This is a genomic window from Vibrio splendidus (assembly GCF_002873455.1).
Lineage (GTDB): Bacteria > Pseudomonadota > Gammaproteobacteria > Enterobacterales > Vibrionaceae > Vibrio > Vibrio splendidus_J.
The window spans coordinates 295-19,267 of the sequence record NZ_MCUN01000005.1; the positions used below are offsets into that span (position 1 = coordinate 295).

General features: G+C 45.0%; 14 protein-coding genes and 1 tRNA gene. 12 read left to right on the plus strand and 3 right to left on the minus strand.

Annotated elements, in window-relative coordinates; genetic code table 11:
* The first annotated feature begins 35 nt into the window (after positions 1 to 35).
* Positions 36 to 111, plus strand: a tRNA-Gly gene (locus BCU75_RS02965).
* A gap of 632 nt (positions 112 to 743) precedes the next feature.
* Here the strand turns inward: BCU75_RS02965 and queG are convergent.
* Entirely contained in the window at positions 744 to 1,922 is a 1,179-nt protein-coding gene (gene queG, locus BCU75_RS02970; protein ID WP_102472887.1) for a tRNA epoxyqueuosine(34) reductase QueG, read from the minus strand.
* A 247-nt stretch (positions 1,923 to 2,169) separates the two neighbouring features.
* On the opposite strand from queG, the gene tsaE reads away from it, so the two are divergent.
* From tsaE to hflC, 8 genes are all read left to right on the plus strand, one after another.
* The gene (tsaE, locus tag BCU75_RS02975) at positions 2,170 to 2,634 is read left to right on the plus strand and encodes a tRNA (adenosine(37)-N6)-threonylcarbamoyltransferase complex ATPase subunit type 1 TsaE (RefSeq protein WP_004735870.1); all 465 of its coding nucleotides are present in this window, start codon (positions 2,170 to 2,172) and stop codon (positions 2,632 to 2,634) included.
* Positions 2,628 to 4,349 (plus strand): N-acetylmuramoyl-L-alanine amidase, encoded by a 1,722-nt coding sequence (locus BCU75_RS02980; protein WP_102472888.1) that lies wholly within the window; start codon positions 2,628 to 2,630, stop codon positions 4,347 to 4,349. Before tsaE ends, BCU75_RS02980 begins: the two co-directional genes overlap by 7 nt.
* A gap of 51 nt (positions 4,350 to 4,400) precedes the next feature.
* Positions 4,401 to 6,659 carry a DNA mismatch repair endonuclease MutL gene (mutL, locus tag BCU75_RS02985; protein WP_102472889.1) on the plus strand — a complete coding sequence of 753 codons (2,259 nt, stop codon included), beginning with the start codon at positions 4,401 to 4,403 and terminating at the stop codon, positions 6,657 to 6,659.
* Positions 6,660 to 6,756: 97 nt separating this feature from the next.
* Positions 6,757 to 7,689: a tRNA (adenosine(37)-N6)-dimethylallyltransferase MiaA gene (gene miaA, locus BCU75_RS02990; protein ID WP_076679106.1), complete on the plus strand. Its 933-nt coding sequence runs from the start codon at positions 6,757 to 6,759 to the stop codon at positions 7,687 to 7,689.
* A gap of 192 nt (positions 7,690 to 7,881) precedes the next feature.
* Positions 7,882 to 8,148, plus strand: a complete 267-nt coding sequence (hfq, locus tag BCU75_RS02995) for an RNA chaperone Hfq (protein WP_004735866.1) — start codon at positions 7,882 to 7,884, stop codon at positions 8,146 to 8,148.
* A gap of 44 nt (positions 8,149 to 8,192) precedes the next feature.
* Positions 8,193 to 9,500 carry a ribosome rescue GTPase HflX gene (gene hflX / locus BCU75_RS03000; protein WP_017107433.1) on the plus strand — a complete coding sequence of 436 codons (1,308 nt, stop codon included), beginning with the start codon at positions 8,193 to 8,195 and terminating at the stop codon, positions 9,498 to 9,500.
* Between the two features lie 27 nt (positions 9,501 to 9,527).
* A complete protein-coding gene (gene hflK, locus BCU75_RS03005) occupies positions 9,528 to 10,730 on the plus strand; it encodes an FtsH protease activity modulator HflK (protein WP_004735863.1) in 1,203 nt (400 codons plus the stop codon).
* 2 nt (positions 10,731 to 10,732) lie between these two features.
* On the plus strand, positions 10,733 to 11,710 hold the full coding sequence (gene hflC / locus BCU75_RS03010; RefSeq protein ID WP_004735862.1) for a protease modulator HflC: 978 nt from the start codon (positions 10,733 to 10,735) through the stop codon (positions 11,708 to 11,710).
* Positions 11,711 to 11,881: 171 nt separating this feature from the next.
* Here hflC and BCU75_RS03015 read toward each other — a convergent pair whose 3' ends face one another.
* Positions 11,882 to 12,070, minus strand: a complete 189-nt coding sequence (locus tag BCU75_RS03015) for a DUF2065 domain-containing protein (RefSeq protein ID WP_026012244.1) — start codon at positions 12,068 to 12,070, stop codon at positions 11,882 to 11,884.
* Between the two features lie 172 nt (positions 12,071 to 12,242).
* On the opposite strand from BCU75_RS03015, the gene BCU75_RS03020 reads away from it, so the two are divergent.
* Entirely contained in the window at positions 12,243 to 13,559 is a 1,317-nt protein-coding gene (locus BCU75_RS03020; protein ID WP_017078237.1) for an adenylosuccinate synthase, read from the plus strand.
* A 340-nt stretch (positions 13,560 to 13,899) separates the two neighbouring features.
* Positions 13,900 to 14,535 carry a flagellar protein MotX gene (motX, locus tag BCU75_RS03030; RefSeq protein WP_065682095.1) on the plus strand — a complete coding sequence of 212 codons (636 nt, stop codon included), beginning with the start codon at positions 13,900 to 13,902 and terminating at the stop codon, positions 14,533 to 14,535.
* A gap of 167 nt (positions 14,536 to 14,702) precedes the next feature.
* Here the strand turns inward: motX and BCU75_RS03035 are convergent, their stop codons facing one another.
* A complete protein-coding gene (locus BCU75_RS03035) occupies positions 14,703 to 16,112 on the minus strand; it encodes an amidohydrolase (RefSeq protein WP_102472890.1) in 1,410 nt (469 codons plus the stop codon).
* Between the two features lie 248 nt (positions 16,113 to 16,360).
* Here BCU75_RS03035 and rnr point away from each other — a divergent pair, with 248 nt between their 5' ends.
* On the plus strand, positions 16,361 to 18,859 hold the full coding sequence (rnr, locus tag BCU75_RS03040) for a ribonuclease R (protein WP_102472891.1): 2,499 nt from the start codon (positions 16,361 to 16,363) through the stop codon (positions 18,857 to 18,859).
* Positions 18,860 to 18,973 lie beyond the last annotated feature (114 nt).

Below are 18,973 nucleotides of genomic sequence, written 5' to 3' on the forward strand. Positions count from 1 at the left end.
GTTGCCCAAGGCAGTAAGAGCAGCGATTAACTAATGCGATACTAGCTCAGTTGGTAGAGCGCAACCTTGCCAAGGTTGAGGTCATCGGTTCGAACCCGATGTATCGCTCCAGCTTTCTTCTAAAAAGCTATTAAGATTCTTTAAGCCACCGTGTTTTTCTTTAGATCACAGAGTTTAAAGGCGACCTTAAAGGTCACGCTCTTTCTTTAATGCTGCGAAGCATAATCCCCCCAAAAAGCAAATAATCCTCCATCATGGTGGATATTTTTTTGTCTTAAATTTTTCTTAGCAACTGGAATGCTAGTAAACATCAGGTCTCTGAAGCAGATACTTGAGGTTTTTCACATCTATAAACAGACTTATCCACAAAATGTTAGATGTGGATAACTTGGTTGATAAAGTTGTTTCAGACTTAATTCTTTACATATCCCAAAAAGATCTTTCTTGTTTTCAATATATTAGCTGAATTGCAATGATCGTAACTTATTGTTTTTTATGAATTTGAGTGTTTATCTCGAATTTGATAAAAGATCGTTAACTTGTTGTTTTTTGATCTTAATCATTTATCGGTACTGTGTTTAACTTTGTGAGAGTGTCGGAAGTTTACGAGAGTTCTGAATTTTTTCCACATTGCTAAAATTGAGAACAAGGTCAAACATTGTTCTCAAATTATGTGCAACGAGTTGTCTTATATATTGGACTGTCGGTGTGGGTCGACCTACCAATCGTTGATACCTAAAGGGCTAGGCGTCTCTTGGTAGTCCTTTCTCAACAATACGTATCAGTCTGTGCTTTTTGGTGAGGATTTTGCTGCTATTTTTTTGCACACAGCTATTTTTCTGCGTAGAGCTATCTTCTTGCACGCTGCTCGCGTTGGGTAACTGTTGTAGTTGTTTATTCAAAGCCCACTCAATATGCACATCCAACATATCGTTTTTGCCTTGATGAGATTCTAGTGTTTCAACAATGCGTTGTTGAAATGGCGCATTGCCCATCGCAACAAAGATATTGCGCAACCACTGGGTGTGGCCGATACGTCTTATTGCTGAGCCTTCCATTTTCTTTAGGAAGGTTGCTTCGTCCCAGCTTGAAAGTGAAACTAGATCGGCTTCTTGGAAATCTTCTCTACGATGAAAGTCTGTTTGATCTGTGAGTTCGGCATGACGATTCCACGGGCAAACTAACTGACAGTCATCACAACCATAAATACGGTTACCAATCGCCTCTCTATACTCTTCAGGAATCACACCATCGTATTCAATGGTTAAGTATGAGATACATTTGCGCGCATCAACGACGCCATCAGCAATAATGGCACCTGTTGGACAAGATGTGATACATGCGGTGCATTTGCCACACTCATCGACACTGGGTGCATCGACTGGAAGAGGGATGTTAACTAACAGCTCTCCTAGAAAGAACCAAGAGCCTGCGTCTTTATCAAGAATTAACGAATGTTTACCTGTCCAACCTAGCCCTGCTTTTTGAGCTAGTGGTCTTTCCAAAATAGGCGCTGAATCTACGAAAGGACGTGAATCTAAACCTTCGACCTCTTTTTCGATTCTTTGTCCCAGCTTTTTCAACTGGTTACGGAACAATTTGTGATAATCGCGGCCTAAAGAATAACGACTGATATAGCCTTGAGTAGTATCGCTTAGGTTAGAGGCAAACTGAGCTTCTGGTGGTAGGTAGTTCATTCGGGCGCTGATCACTCGAATGGTGCCTGGGTGAAGTTCATTAGGACGTGCACGCATCATCCCATGTCGAGCCATCCAATCCATTTCGCCGTGGTTGCCAGCATCTAGCCATGCTTGAAGAGGGGCTTCGTGTTCACTTAAATCAACATCGCAGATGCCAACTTTTTGAAAGCCTAGCTCTTTTCCCCAGATTTTAATTTTTTCAGCAAGATGGTCTAGATTCATGGCTTCATTCTTAATTCTTATTTTCTCTGTTTTACAATTAGAGATAAGGCTAATTAAAATTAGGTTCGGCAAAAATGGGGGCGGATCTTAACGGATCTTAGTGATATTGACCAGAACTGACGTGTTTTGATCAGTATTTTTCATAGAACTTACACTTGAGTGCTTGTCTACTAAAAGCATCACGGTTTACTATTCTTGTTCTTTTGATTTTTATATAGTCAACGATCGATTTTTAGAGAACGTATTCATGAGCACGAAACAATTTACTTTGAAAGATGAACAAGCAACGATTCAATTAGGAACGGAGCTTTCTAATCTTTGCTCACAGCAGACGACTATTTATCTGCATGGTGATCTTGGCGCAGGTAAAACGACTTTCAGTCGTGGTTTTGTAAAAGCACTTGGCCATCAAGGAAATGTAAAGAGCCCAACGTATACTCTAGTTGAACCTTATCAACTTGCCGATTGGCAGGTATATCACTTCGATCTTTATCGCTTAGCCGATCCTGAAGAGTTGGAGTTTATGGGGATTCGTGATTATTTTACTCCGGATGCTATCTGTTTGGTTGAATGGCCTGAGAAAGGTTATGGGATGCTACCAGAAGCAGATTTGGACATTGATATTCGTTACCAAGACGATCACCGTATTGTTTCTTTAACCGCTAATAGTGAATACGGACAGCGCTTACTTAGTCAGTTGGAGTTATGTTGATTTCTAGACGCCTTATTTCAGCAGTAGCCATGATGGCTGCTGTTTTTTCTATACTGTTTTCTTCACTTGTTTCAGCAAACTCACTGAAAAGTTTGAGGGTTTGGCCTTCTCCAGAAGAAACTCGTGTGGTTATCGACTTAAAATCAGAAGCGGACTTTAGCTATTTCACCTTGAGTAGCCCGAGCCGCTTGGTTGTCGACTTAAAAAACACCAACCTTGCAACTAAGTTACCGGTCGTGGTGAAAGATAGCCCCGTTCTATCTAAGATTCGTAAGAGTTCACCGCCAGACAAAAACACCTATCGCTTGGTTTTTGAGTTGAAGAAGTCCTCTACAGCGGAGTTGTTTAAACTCAGCCCGACTCCTGGTGGTCAGTACGGACATCGTCTGGTGATCGATCTGCCTCATGGTGCGGTAAGTAAGGGGACAACGACGTCGAAGCCGAGTAAACCAACGGTGAGCAAAAATATTAATCAGGTTAAACGTCAGAAAGACATTCTGATCGTGATCGATCCTGGTCACGGCGGTGAGGACCCAGGCTCTATTGGTCCAAGTCGTAAATATGAAAAGAATGCGACTCTGAGTATTTCTCGTAAGCTTGCTGCACAGTTGAATGCGGTTCCTGGGATCAAAACTCGCATGACCCGTAATGCCGACTACTTTGTAAACCTTAACCGACGTGTCGCAATTGCTCGTGAAAACGAAGCTCATCTGTTTATCTCTATTCACGCGGATGCTTTTACGACCCCTCAACCAAGAGGTGGTTCGGTGTTTGTGTTGAATACTCGACGCGCAAATACTGAGATCTCTCGATGGATCGAGAACAAAGAGAAGCAGTCTGAATTACTCGGTGGTAGCGGTGCGGCTTTCACTGGCAATATTGATGATAAGAACGTAAACCAAACTCTGCTTGATTTGCAGTTCAGCCACTCACAGAAAGAGGGCTATAAGCTTGCAACCACCATTCTGTCTGAGATGGGTAAGGTTGCTAAGCTCCATAACAGTAAACCAATCAATACCAGTTTGGCGGTATTACGTTCACCACAGATACCATCGGTCTTGGTCGAGACGGGCTTTATTTCGAATCCGACCGAAGAGAAGCTGCTTTTCCAACGTTCGCACCAAGATAAATTGGCACGAGCGGTGACCAAAGCGGTCGTTAAGTATTTGAAGGCTAACCCGCCTGAAGGGATTATCTTGTCTAACGCAACGTCGTCAACGGGTAGCGTGAGCCAACATAAAGTGTCTCGTGGTGAGTCTCTGTCTGTGATTGCGAGCAAATATGGCACCTCGACACAGACGTTGATGAAATTCAACAATCTGAAATCGAGCAGCCTAGCGATCGGCCAAGTGCTTAAGATCCCAAGCAGTGCTTCAGGGTCATCATCAAGCAGCGCAGTGAAAACCAAGACCATAACCCACACGGTTAAGTCTGGAGAGTACCTAGGCAAGATAGCCAGCCGTTACAAAGTACGGGTAGCTGATATCAAACGTGAGAACCGCTTGAAGTCTGAAACATTGAAAGTGGGTCAGAAGCTACGTATTACGGTTGAAGTGAAAGATGTCCCTCTGCGTAAACATAAAGTCGCAAGAGGTGATTATCTTGGCAAGATTGCGTCGAAATACGGCGTGAGTGTTAACAGTATTCGCCAAGCGAATAAGCTACGATCTGACAGCCTAGCGGTGGGGCAGGTGTTGATTATTCCGCACAAGTAAGCTTTTTAACGCAGACATGTTTCCATCAATGGCAGTAAGGTAGCTGTAAATATGACGATCAAAATACTGCCAGCTCGGTTAGCTAACCAAATCGCAGCGGGTGAAGTGGTAGAAAGACCAGCTTCTGTTGTGAAAGAGTTGGTTGAGAACAGTTTGGATTCGGGTGCTACACGTATCGATATCGATATCGAGAAAGGTGGCGCTAAGATGATCCGCGTTCGTGACAACGGTAAGGGCATCGTTAAAGATGAGCTTGCGTTGGCGCTGAGCCGTCATGCTACCTCTAAGATTCATACCCTTGATGACCTTGAGGCGATCGTCAGCCTTGGCTTCCGTGGTGAAGCGCTCGCGAGTATTAGCTCGGTTGCGCGCTTAACCATGACCTCACGCCCAGCCACTCAAGATCAAGCTTGGGCGGCACACAGTGAAGGGCGTGATATGCAGGTGAAACTGCAGCCTGCAGCACATCCCATTGGTACTTCGGTTGAGGTGTTGGATCTGTTCTTCAATACGCCAGCACGCCGCAAGTTCTTACGTACCGAGAAAACCGAATTCACGCATATCGATGAGCTGCTTAAACGCATCGCATTGAGCCGCTTTGATGTGACTATTAATCTTCGCCATAACGGGAAAATGATTCGTCAGTATCGCGCTGCCAAAACACAAGTTCAGGCAGAAAAACGCATCGCTGCGGTATGTGGCAATCCTTTTGTTCGTCATATGCTTAAGATCGAACTTGAGCATCAAGGCCTAAAACTTCATGGCTGGATCACCACGCCTGAAGGGGCAAGACAACAAAGCGATCTGCAATACTGCTATGTGAATGGTCGTATGATGCGTGACAAGCTGATCAATCATGCGATTCGTCAAAGCTACGAAACCAGCCTGCGCCCAGACCAATTTGCGACGTATGTGTTGTTCATTGAGCTAGACCCACATCAGGTAGACGTGAATGTTCACCCTGCCAAACACGAAGTGCGTTTCCATCAAGCCCGTCTTGTGCATGATTTCATTTACCAAGCACTGAGTGATGGACTAGCCCAAAGTAAACAAATTGATGCAGCACCAATCAAGCAGTCTGCGTTTCATCAATCAGAAGTGATCCATCATCAGCAAGGTAGCTCGAACTCTGGTACCGGTGAAGTTGCCAGTTTCTCTGAGCCTGAAAGCACAATGCCTAGCCGTTCGGATCAAACCCAAGTCTCTGATAGTGAGCGACATGCTATTGAGCAAACGCCAGCCTACCCGAGAAAAGCAGAGTCTGAGCGCGCTTATGATCAACCTCAACACAGCGTTAATGATGGTGGGCAACACTATAGCTCGACAGCCAACCGAGGTTCATCATCTAGCTGGGGCTCTTCAACCAACTTAGATTCGTCTACTAACATGAGTTCAGCTAACACAGGTTCGTCGGCTCGCGAAACCAGTTTTACCGGGTCTCCTCGCCAAGAGTGGATAGAGTCTCGACCTGAACCTAAAAAAGAAAAAGAGCAGCACCAACATCATGGTGAACCCGCACCCTCTAAGCGAGAAGTGAAAGCCTACAAAGAGCTTCTGAAAACGCCAGATTTTGATGATCAAGTTGTAGCTCCATCATCTCCTCAAGAGCATGTGGCACCAGTAGGAACCAGAGACAACATAGAAAATAGAGAAAATATAGGAAATATAGAAGCTAAGCCTGCTCAACAGAATCCTGTTCATTTAAAACCAAGAGCTCCTGTGACGGACTTAGGCAAAGCCGTCTCGGTAGTGGAACGCCAATATTTGGTAATGGGAAACAAAAACGGCAGCGTATTGGTGTCTCTAGCCAAAGCGGAATTGCTACGTGTGATTGGCCAACTTGATACTCGAGAAGGGGCGTTAAAAAGCCAACCGCTATTGGTGCCTTTATCGATTAAGCTTGGTAGTGAATTGGTCGATGTTGCTAAGGCGTTGAGCCAAACACTGGCGTTATTGGGGATTGAGCTTAAGGCGCGAAACAGTGAAGCGGTAATGGTGATGGGCGTGCCTTCTCCTTTGAGGCAGCAAAACTTACAAATTTTGATCCCAGATCTGTTATCTTACGCGGCTTCATTAAACGCTCAGATTGTCGATAATCACGCAGATACTGTTTTTCACGATATGTTGCCATCATTGGTCAACTGGATCGGGATTCAAACGGCACAAGTAAAAAGCGACTACACTTTATCTGAAGCGGTTCAACTAGTTGGGGAACTTGAACAGCTTTGGCATGGTCTACTTCCATTAGATGATCCAGAGTTTGTAAATCCTATCGACTTTTCAGCGACCATAGCCGCGTTTACGGTTTAACTTTTTCGCGATGGCATTTATCTTTGCAACTGAATGTATCGCGATACGAAGCCCTTTTTTATAAAGCGCTCTAACAGAGAAACAAATACAAAATATCATGACTGAAAAATTACCTTTAGCGTTGTTTTTAATGGGCCCTACGGCATCAGGAAAAACAGATTTAGCTATCCGCTTACGTCAGAAGTACCCAGTAGAAATCATCAGTGTCGACTCAGCATTGATCTACAAAGACATGGATATCGGCACCGCTAAACCGGATGCAGGAGAGCTCGCGCTCGCGCCCCATCGTTTGATTGATATTCTCGATCCAAGCGAAGCGTATTCTGCGGCAGATTTTCGTCGTGATGCGATTAATGAAATGAATAAGATTGTAGCGGAAGGAAAAATCCCGTTACTGGTTGGTGGCACAATGCTGTACTACAAGGCATTGTTGGAAGGCTTATCGCCATTACCGGCCGCGGATCAAGAGATTCGCAAGCAGATTGAAACGGAGTCTATTGAACAGGGTTGGCAGGCATTGCATGATCAATTAAGAGAGATAGATCCCGTATCCGCTGAAAGAATACACCCAAATGATCCACAAAGGCTTTCAAGGGCATTGGAAGTTTACCGAATTTCGGGTAAAACATTAACAGAGCTAACTCAAACGAAAGGCGATAGCCTGCCATTTCGTGTAAAACAATTTGCAATAGCTCCCAAGGAAAGGAAAGAGCTCCATCGCCGCATTGAACTTCGCTTTGAGAAGATGATAGAGGCGGGGTTTGAAGAAGAGATGAAGGCGTTATATGCCAGAGACGATCTTCACCCTGAACTGCCATCGATCCGATGCGTTGGTTATAGGCAGATGTGGGATTATTTAGATGGGAATTGCGATTTAGACGAAGCGGTTTTCCGTGGTGTCTGCGCAACCCGTCAATTGGCCAAGCGACAAATCACCTGGTTACGCAGTTGGGATGATTTAACTTGGTTGGATAGCGAAAACATTGAACAGGCGTTAGAAACTCTTTCAGATGCAATAGCATCTGATTAGTATTGCTGTGTATAATGTGATCGCTTTTGCGTGAATATACTCTGAAAAGGATCAGTTATTGAGGCTTTTAAAAATCACAGCCTTTCAATAACAACGGAGTTTTTTTATTCGTTTAGCTCAGATGCAAAGGCCGCACCTTTTTGTGCACCACTAGCTAAATAATTACAACAAAATATAAATAAGGAAAATAAAATGGCTAAGGGGCAATCGCTACAAGACCCATTCCTAAATGCACTCCGTCGTGAGCGCATTCCAGTCTCTATCTATCTTGTTAACGGCATCAAGCTGCAAGGTCAGATCGAGTCTTTCGATCAATTCGTGATCTTATTGAAGAACACAGTAAACCAAATGGTTTACAAGCATGCGATTTCTACTGTGGTTCCTGCTCGTGCAGTTAGTCACCACAGCGGCGAGCAACAGCGTGCGCCATCTGATCGTCCAGAGAAGACTGAAGATTAATCGTTCAATTGATACAGCTTGCGCTGTAATAAGGAGTTGGTTGCTTGTTTGACCGTTATGAATCCGGCGAGCGAGCCGTACTTGTTCATATCAACTTCACGCAAGAGGGAGAATGGGAAGACCTAAGCGAATGTGAAATGCTGGTCTCCTCAGCGGGGGTCGAAACGCTACAAGTGATTACTGGTAGCCGACAATCCCCACTCCCTAAATACTACGTTGGAGAAGGTAAAGCCCTAGAAATCGCACAAGCTGTTCAGCTGACCGGTGCTGAAATTGTGATTTTTAACCACTCCCTCTCTCCTGCCCAAGAGCGAAACCTCGAGCAATTGTGTAAATGTCGTGTGATTGATCGCACGGGTTTGATCTTAGATATCTTTGCACAACGTGCACGAACTCATGAAGGTAAGCTACAAGTTGAGCTCGCTCAGCTTCGTCATATCTCTACCCGATTGATTCGTGGTTGGACTCACCTTGAAAGGCAGAAAGGTGGTATTGGTCTTCGTGGTCCAGGTGAAACTCAACTGGAAACCGATCGACGTTTGTTGCGTGACCGTATAAAGGCAATACTGCGTCGTTTAGCTAAAGTGGCTAAGCAACGTGAACAAGGACGACGTGCTCGTAACCGAGCTGAAATCCCAACAATTTCTTTGGTTGGTTATACCAACGCAGGGAAATCAACACTTTTCAATCGAATCACTAGTGCAGGTGTTTATGCGGCAGACCAACTGTTTGCAACCCTAGACCCAACACTACGTAAGATTGAATTGGCAGATGTCGGGCCTGCAATTCTCGCAGATACCGTAGGTTTTATCCGTCATCTACCACACGACTTGGTCGCTGCGTTCAAGGCTACGTTACAAGAGACGCAGGAAGCTGACATTTTGTTACATGTTGTTGATGCCAGTGATGACCGTTTTCGTGAGAACATTCAGGCTGTTCATGAAGTATTAGAAGAAATCGATGCTCATGAAGTGCCAACCCTTGTAGTCATGAACAAAATTGACTGCATGGAAGACCAAAAACCTCGAATTGAAAGAGACGAAGAGGGCGCACCACGCGCTGTTTGGGTTTCTGCAATGGAAGGAGAAGGAATTGAGCTGCTGTTTGAAGCTCTAACTGAGCGTTTGGCGAGTCAAATGGTTCAATTCCGATTGTGTATTCCACATCAACATCAAGGCCGTATTCGCAGCTTATTCTTCGAGATGAAATGTATTCAACAGGAAGAGTATGATGAAAATGGTAACTTGTTGATAGATATCCGAATGCAACAAATAGATTGGTCTAAACTTGAAAAAAGAGAAGGGGCGCTCTTAGGTGACTTTATCGTTACCAAAGAGACTGCTACAGTATAACGTCATATCAAATGATGGAGCTTTCTAATGGCGTGGAATGAGCCTGGAAATAATAACAACGGCGATAATAACGGCCGCGATAATGACCCTTGGGGTAAGAACAATAATCGCGGCGGCCGAGATCAAGGACCGCCAGACTTAGACGAAGTGTTTAGTAAACTAAGTCAAAAGTTAGGTGGCAAGTTTGGTAAAAAAGGTGGCAACGGTAACGGTCCATCTATTGGTGGTGGCGGTGCGATTGGCTTTGGTGTCATTGCTGTCATTGCGATTGCTATCTGGTTCTTCGCCGGTTTCTACACCGTTGGCGAAGCAGAAAGAGCCGTTGTACTTCGACTGGGTCAATTCGACCGTATCGAAGAACCGGGTCTTAACTGGCACCCACGCTTCATCGATGAAATTAAAGATGAGCAACTGGTTAACGTTCAAGCTATTCGTTCTCTACGTGCTTCTGGCACCATGCTAACGAAAGATGAAAACGTTGTGACGGTTGAAATGGGCGTTCAATACCGTGTTTCTGACCCATACAAGTACTTGTATCGTGTAACGGATGCGGACGACAGCTTACGTCAAGCAACTGATTCTGCGCTTCGTGCGGTAATTGGTGACTCACTAATGGATAGTATCCTAACAAGTGGTCGTCAGCAGATTCGTCAAAGCACTCAAGAAACGTTGAACCGTATTATTGATAGCTACGACATGGGTATTCTGATTGTTGACGTGAACTTCCAGTCAGCACGTCCACCTGAGCAAGTGAAAGATGCATTTGATGATGCTATCGCGGCTCGAGAGGATGAAGAGCGTTTTGAACGTGAAGCTGAAGCTTACCGAAATGACATTCTTCCAAAAGCAACGGGTCGAGCTGAGCGTTTGAAGAAAGAAGCGGTGGGTTACTCAGAGCGCACAGTTAATGGTGCTCTAGGTCAAGTCGCTCAGTTCGAGAAGCTTTTACCTGAATACCAAGCTGCTCCTGAAGTAACACGTAACCGTATGTACCTTGATACAATGGAAAAAGTGTACTCAAGCACATCGAAAGTCCTGATTGATTCTGAATCAAGCGGTAACTTGCTATACCTACCAATTGACAAGCTAGGCGCACAAGGTGGTTCTCAGTCGGGCACTCGCCCTGCAAAAGCATCATCAACTTACGATCAAATTGAGTTAGAAACTCAAGCGGATCCAAAGTCTAGCACCCAAACTCGTTCAGACAGTTCACGTCAAGGGAGATACTAATAATGCGTAAATTAATGATCCCTGTATTAGTTGTGACGATTGCCCTTCTATTGATGTCACTATTTGTGATTCAAGAAGGCGAACGTGGCATGGTAATTCGTTTTGGTCGAGTTCTCGATGACAACGGCGTATCACGAATCTATGAACCAGGCTTGCACTTTAAACTGCCTATGTTTGATCGCGTAAAAGTACTTGATGCTCGTATTCAAACGATGGATGGTCGTTCTGACCGTTTCGTAACATCAGAGAAAAAAGACGTTCTAATTGATACCTACGCAAAATGGCGTATTGCTGATTTTGGACGTTTTTATCTGAGTACCGGCGGCGGCAATATCATGACGGCAGAAGCACTTCTTGAGCGTAAAGTGACAGATGTTCTTCGTTCTGAAATTGGTGCTCGTGAAATTAAGCAGATCGTGTCAGGCCCTCGTAATAAGGACATCCTGCCAGACTCTGCTGATAGCGAAGTCGTCACAACGGTAGCGGCTGCAGAAGCTCTAGAAGTTGATGGCGAACGCGATAAGATCATGGAAAACGTTTTGTCTGGAACGTCAGAAAGTGCGATGGCTGATTTAGGTGTTGAAGTTGTTGATTTCCGAATGAAGAAGATTAACCTTCCTGACGAAATCAGTGAATCTATCTACCGCCGTATGCGTGCAGAACGTGAATCGGTTGCTCGTAGACATCGTTCTCAAGGTCGTGAGAAAGCAGAAGTTATCCGTGCTCAAGCTGAGCTAGAAGTAGCAACAGTTCTTGCAGAAGCTGACCGTACAGCTCGAATCACTCGTGGTGATGCAGATGCAGAAGCAGCGAAGATCTACTCTGATGTGTACAGCAAAGATCCTGAGTTCTATGGCTTCATGCGTTCATTGCAAGCTTATGAGACATCATTTAGCGATAAGAGCGACATTCTAGTACTGGATCCGAAGACTGACTTCTTCCAATACATGAATCAAGCAAGCGGCGCTCCAGCAAAATAAGCTGATGCGTTAGCGGATGCTTAGCTCAATAAGCAAAATACGTTAAAACTTAAAAGGCTCCCATTATGGGAGCCTTTTTGTTTCTGCGACCTATCTAAGGACGAGACATGTTTTCGGGGGCGCTATAGGGACGCGACGGAAGGTACTTAACAGAATGGTACTTATATAAGCCTAGCGGTAGGTCATGAAGGCGATAACGACGCCGGCAACCACAAGGCAACCGCCAATTCGGCGCAGTTGCGTGTCTGGCTGTTGGCTTAATTGAGCAACCATGTTTCTCCAGCCATTGGGTGCAATCAAAGGCCCCAGCCCTTCAACGATAAGAACGAGCCCGATTGCGAGCCAGATAGAATTAGACATGTTGCTGCCTTTTGCCTGTAAAAAGATAATAATATCAGCATCTTTACGGATCTTCGCGGTGTCATTGCAAATTTGCTTGTCGTTAGCTTTAATCATTATGAACAAAAAATGACTGCAAGAAATGTGATTCGGTGCTAGAATCCATTTTTAATTAGCAACAGAAATTGGAAAGATGGGAAATAACGTAGTCGTTCTAGGCACCCAATGGGGTGATGAAGGTAAAGGTAAAATCGTTGACCTTTTAACTGAAGATGCAAAATACGTGGTTCGCTACCAAGGCGGTCACAATGCAGGTCACACACTTGTAATTGACGGTGAAAAAACCGTTCTTCACTTAATTCCATCAGGTATCCTACGCAATAACGTTAAATGTGTTATTGGTAACGGTGTAGTATTATCGCCTGACGCACTTCTTAAAGAAATGAAACCTCTTGAAGATCGCGGTATCCCAGTACGTGAGCGTCTTTTCATCTCTGAAGCTTGTCCTCTAATTCTTCCGTACCACATTGCAATCGACAACGCGCGTGAAATCGCTCGTGGCGCTAAAGCTATCGGTACAACGGGTCGTGGTATCGGTCCTGCTTACGAAGATAAAGTTGCTCGTCGCGGTCTACGCGTTGGTGACCTTTTCGATAAAGAAGCATTTGCTGAGAAGCTAAAAGAAGTTATGGAATTCCACAACTTCCAACTAGAGCACTTCTACAAAGCTGAAACAGTAAGCTACGAAGAAGTTCTTGAGCAAGCGATGAGCTACGCAGACATGTTAACTGCGATGGTTATCGACGTAACTGACGAACTAGACGCAGCACGTAAGCGCGGCGACAAGATCATGTTCGAAGGTGCTCAAGGTACGCTACTAGATATCGACCACGGTACTTACCCATACGTAACGTCTTCTAACACGACTGCTGGTGGTGTTGCTGCAGGTTCTGGTTTCGGTCCTCGTCACATCGGTTACATCCTTGGTATTACTAAGGCTTACTGTACTCGTGTTGGTTCAGGTCCATTTCCAACTGAGCTATACGATGGCCTTGAAAAACAAGACCCAGTTGGTAAGCACCTAGGCGATGTTGGTCACGAGTTTGGCGCAACGACTGGTCGTCTACGTCGTACTGGTTGGTTCGATGCTGTTGCTATGCGTCGTGCAATCCAAATCAACTCTCTATCTGGTATCTGTCTAACTAAACTAGACGTTCTAGATGGCCTAGAAGAACTAAAAATCTGTACTGGTTACAAGATGAAAGATGGTTCTATCCTAGAAGTTTCTCCAATGGCTGCTGAGTCATTCGAAGAAGCGACGCCAATCTACGAAACAATGCCTGGTTGGTCTGAAAACACATTTGGTGCTAAATCTATCGACGCGCTTCCACAAGCTGCTCTAGATTACATCAAGCGTATCGAAGACCTAACTGGTGTTCCAATTGATATCGTATCAACTGGCCCAGATCGTAACGAAACTATCATCAAGGTTCACCCATACGGCGCATAATGCCCGCTGAGTGATTACCAGGCACTAACCGTGCTGTGGTAATTAAAGTACTTTGTTACTTTGTTAATTGAAGTGCTCTGATAATGAAATAGTTTTCTAAAAGCCGACTTTATTAAGTCGGCTTTTTAATACCTGCAATTTAGCCACGCACTCTTTGATGGTGATCTTTTAAGCGTCATCAGGCAAAATATTGCCCATTAGCGGCAAGTTTTGTCTAAAGCCGTCAGGGTTATTGCCGATACAGATATCATGGAAAGTGAAGTTCACCCTGTTTTGTGCGTGTAGAAATCCTCTACGGCCCTCAATAGATAACTTTGGCGACAGATAATAGAGTGCAGGTATGAAGCTACGAATTGTAGCAGCTTCATTGATAATGGCGCTGAGCTCACCCTTGAGTCATGCAAATTTGACTGACGTGGGAGAGCCCGTTCCAATATATACAGAAGCTGAACTGATTAATTTAATCGAAAATAATCAACACCTAGAGCGAGTGAAAGCTGATAAGTGCCAGTTAGTTGAAGATATCGTTGCTCGTGCAACGCGTATTAGCTTGCCTTCTTATGAGTTTTTATACGGCGATATGTTGGCTTGGGGCGTGTGTGTTCCACAAGATGTCGAGCTTGGTATCTACTATATGGAAAACGCGGCGCATCAAGGTTTACCGGCTGCACTAGAGCAGCTAGGTCGTTATTATTCTCGTGGAACCTTGGTTCAACAAGACAAAGAACGCGCGATTCCGTACCTACGTGAAGCGGCCTCTATGGGTAACCTAAGCGCAAGCATTCACTTAGCGGAACTCTTACTTCGTGATTACGGTAGCCCGTTAGATTATGAAGATGCTTACCGCTGGTTATACAACTCGGTGACAGCAGATGATAGGCAACACAAACGTATTACTGTGCTTCGAAGCGGTTTAGAGCGAAGAATGCCGGACAATATTATTGCTCGAGCAAAACGTCGAGATGTGTTCTGGTAATGACGAATGTAAATTAAGGTTGATGATGAACGACTGCACTCGTTAATCATCTATCTTGATATAGAAAGATATCGATATAAAAATATCGTATTAAAAAGGCCTCGTAGGTAAATACCTATGAGGCCTTTTTTGATCTGAACGGTAAACCGTTATCTTACTCGGTGAAGTTATTGAACTACTTCACCAGATTCAATCACCGTCTTACGAACGACTTTAGTGAAATCGAGAGCTTCTTGGCGAATCTTGTCTTCATCGACGGTTAGCATGTCGCGGTCTTGCATGATGATCTTACCGTCAACGATGGTGTGGCGAACGTTACCAGAATTAGCTGAGTAAACTAATGCCGAGTATGGGTTGTAGACCGGGACCATGTTTGGCGCTTTCGTATCGATCACTATGATGTCGGCGAGTTTACCGGCCTCAAGAGAACCGATTTTATCTTCCATGTGCAGCGCTTTTGCTGCGCCCATTGTTGCCATGTCGATCACTTTGATCGGCGGCATTGCGGCACGATCTTTATTAACCAGCTTGTGAACTTTAGCGACTTGGTTGAATTCATCAATGGTGCTCAGTGTGTTACCAGACATTGGGCCATCAGTACCTAAACCAATACGAACGTTTTCGTCATACATCTTAAGCGCCGGTGACACGCCTTTTGCTGACTTGATGTTAGCACTCATGTTGTGAGCTACACCCATATCTGATTTTTTCACCAGTTCGATGTCATGATCGTCAACGAGGATCATGTGTGCTCCCACCAAGTTTTTGTTGAGTGCGCCAATGCTGTCCATGTATTGAACTGGTGATAGGCCATCTGAACGCTCGGCGATTTTCTCTTCTTCTCGGTGTGATTCTGCAAGGTGAATCATCACGGGTACATCGAGTTCTAAAGATAACTTAGAGATCTTCTGCAGAACCTCTGTGGTGTTGGTGTAAGGCGCGTGTGGTGCAAACGCGGGTGTGATACGCGGGTGGTCTTTGTATTCTTCAATGAAATTCAGCGCGTATTGGATGCCTTCTTCAGCATTAGCCGCATCAGCGACTGGGAACTTAATCACGGTTTCACCAAGAATGGCACGCATACCGATCTTATCGACGGTTTTCGCGACTTCATCTTCGAAGTAGTACATGTCGGCGTAAGTCGTGACACCGCCTTTTACCATTTCGACATTACCTAGGTTGGCACCAATGCGTACCATGTCTCGCGATACCAGCTTCTTCTCTAGAGGGAAGATATAACGGTGAAGACGGTCAGGCACATCATCGGCCAGCGAGCGGAAAACCGTCATCGATACGTGAGTATGAGTATTGATGAGACCCGGCATGACGATATCGCCATCCACGTCTAACACTTGTTTCGCTTGGTACTGCTTCTCTAGTGAAGCATCACCAACGGCAATGATTTTGTTGTCTTTTACGACAACAGTACCGCTCTCATAAACCGTTTTGTCTTGGTTCATGGTTAGAACCATCGCATCGGTAATCATCAAGTCAGCTTTTTCCATTGCTGAACTCGCAAATGGAAATAGAGCGAGGCTTGCCATTGTTGAAGCCAATAGGGTGCGTTTTAGTTTCATATCAATACTCAGAACAGGAGTTGGTAAAGTGTCGGGATAATAGTGTATTTCATTCATGGCGCAAACGTTTGTTTTATCGTTTGCTTGAAATTTTGATGATAGTCCGCCTCTATGAAGCGATGTTTCACAAAGTGAAGATATGTATCAATCTTAGGTTATTTTAGGCTTTTCCAAAGCATATCTGTAGCTTACCCCTAGCATCAGATATACTAGGGGTATATACATTCCTTGCTTAAGCAGGCCCGCCTATGTCAAAAAACACACCAATGTCAGAAAACACGACAGCGACAACCACTGTTGATCCTTTTGCCGACCGAGAGTCGAAAAATTACGAAAACCCAGTACCAAGCAGAGAGTTCATTATTTCGTTTCTAACAGACGCGAATATCCCAATGAACCGTAACGATCTATTCGAAGCTTTGGGTCTTGCTGGAGAGGAACAATATGAAGGGCTGCGTCGTCGTTTACGTGCAATGGAACGTGATGGACAGCTTATCTTTACCCGTCGTCAGTGCTACGCATTGCCTGAGAAGATGGAATTGATTAAAGGCTATGTGATTGGTCATAAAGACGGTCATGGTTGGGTTCGCCCAGATGGCAGTGTGGGTAAAGACAATGATATCGTGTTGCCGCATCACCAGATGAAAACCATCATGCACGGTGATTACGTATTGGTTCAGCCTACTGATAACAGTAAGCGTGGCCGTCGTGAAGGTCGTTTGGTTCGTGTTCTTGAAGAGCGCAAAACCCCACTGGTTGGTCGCTTCTTCCTAGAATATGGCCATTCTTACGTGGTTGCTGATGATTCGCGTATTAGTCACGACATCCAGATCCCTACCGAGCATAAAGGCGGTGCTCGAATGGGTAATGTGGTTGTGATTGAAATTACGGATCGTGGTGGTCGTTCTCGTAACATGATGGGTAAAGTGACCGAAGTTCTTGGTGAAAACATGGCTCCGGGTATGGAAACGCAGATCGCGATCCGTACTCACCAGATCCCACAAGAGTGGCCTGAAGCGGTAGATAAGCAAATCGTAAACCTCGGTGAGCATGTTCCTGAAGAAGCAAAAGAAGGCCGTATTGATCTACGCAAACTACCATTGGTTACCATTGATGGCGAAGATGCGCGTGACTTCGATGATGCGGTTTACTGTGAAGCGAAGAAAGGCGGAGGCTGGCGCCTGTGGGTAGCGATTGCTGACGTAAGTTATTACGTTCGCCCAGACACTGCGCTAGATAAAGAAGCGATTAACCGTGGTAACTCGGTATACTTCCCGTCACAAGTCGTGCCAATGCTGCCAGAAGTCCTTTCTAATGGCCTATGTTCATTGAACCCTCAAGTCGACCGTTTATGTATGGTGTGTGAGATGACTATCTCAGACAAAGGTAAACTGTCGGGTTACAAGCACTACGAAGCGGTAATGAACTCTCATGCCCGTCTGACTTACAACAAAGTTGGCGCTATCTTAGATGGCAATGAAGAACTTCGTGAGCGTTACGAGCCTGAAGTACCACATCTTGAAGAGCTTCATAAGATGTACAAGGTACTTAAGAAAACGCGTGATGAACGTGGTGCGATTGAGTTTGAAACGGTAGAAACTAAGTTTATCTTCAATGCGGATCGTAAGATTGACCGTATTGAACCTGTCATCCGTAACGATGCACACAAGATCATTGAAGAGTGTATGATTCTTGCGAATATCGCATCGGCGTCTTACGTAGAAAAAGCGAAAGAACCTGCATTGTACCGTGTTCACGATACTCCGGGAGAAGAGCGCTTAACTGGCTTTAAGAGTTTCCTTAGTGAGCTAGGTTTAACGCTGGAAGGTGGCCTGTCGCCATCACCAGTAGACTATGCACAATTGATGCAACAGATTAATGAGCGTGAAGATCGTGAGTTAATCCAAACCATGCTACTCCGCTCGATGAAGCAAGCGGTATATAACGCGGACAACGCGGGTCACTTTGGTTTAGCTCTTAAACGCTATGCTCACTTTACCTCGCCAATTCGTCGTTACCCAGATTTGCTACTGCACCGCGCGATTAAGTACCTTATTGCGAAAGAAGAAGGCCGTCAGAGTGAGCGTTGGACGCCAACTGGTGGTTACCACTACACTTTCGATGATATGGACTTCTACGGCGAGCAGTGTTCAATGACTGAGCGTCGTGCTGATGACGCAACGCGTGAAGTGAACGACTGGCTGAAGTGTGAGTACATGCAAGACCATGTCGGTGAAGTGATGGATGGCGTGATTGCCAACGTGACTGGCTTTGGTTTCTTTGTTCGTCTCACTGAACTGCACATTGATGGTCTGGTACATATTTCAGCGCTAGCGAATGATTACTACCAATTCGATGCTGTTGGTCAGCGTCTAGTTGGTGAAAGCTCAGGTAACATCTACCGCTTGGGTGATTCGGTTAAAGTGAAGGTTTCTGCGGTTAATCTAGAAACTCGCCAAATCGACTTTGATTTAGAAGACACCGATCGTCAGCCGCGTGGTAAAGGTAAAACCGCCAAGAAGCGTGCAGCTGAAGCGATGAAAAAGGCGAAAAGCAAGAAGCGTTCAGCGGTGAAGAGTAATAAGCCGGGTGTACCTGCGACGCCTTTAGTTGAACCGACTAAGCGACCAGACGGTAGCTCTGAAAGTTCAGCTAAGAAGAAGTCAGCGAATAAAACCGGTGCTGCGAAGGCGCGAGCTAAGAAAAAGCGTACCGCAAGTCGTAAGCCAAAGGCTGATAAGTCTTAAGCTTAATAAGGCGCTTTGCTAATTAGGTTTAGCACAGCGCTAGTTTAATGTGACATGACTTTAACGCGAAAAGACTTTAATGCGAGAGTATCAGGCGCAAGACGCATACTCTCG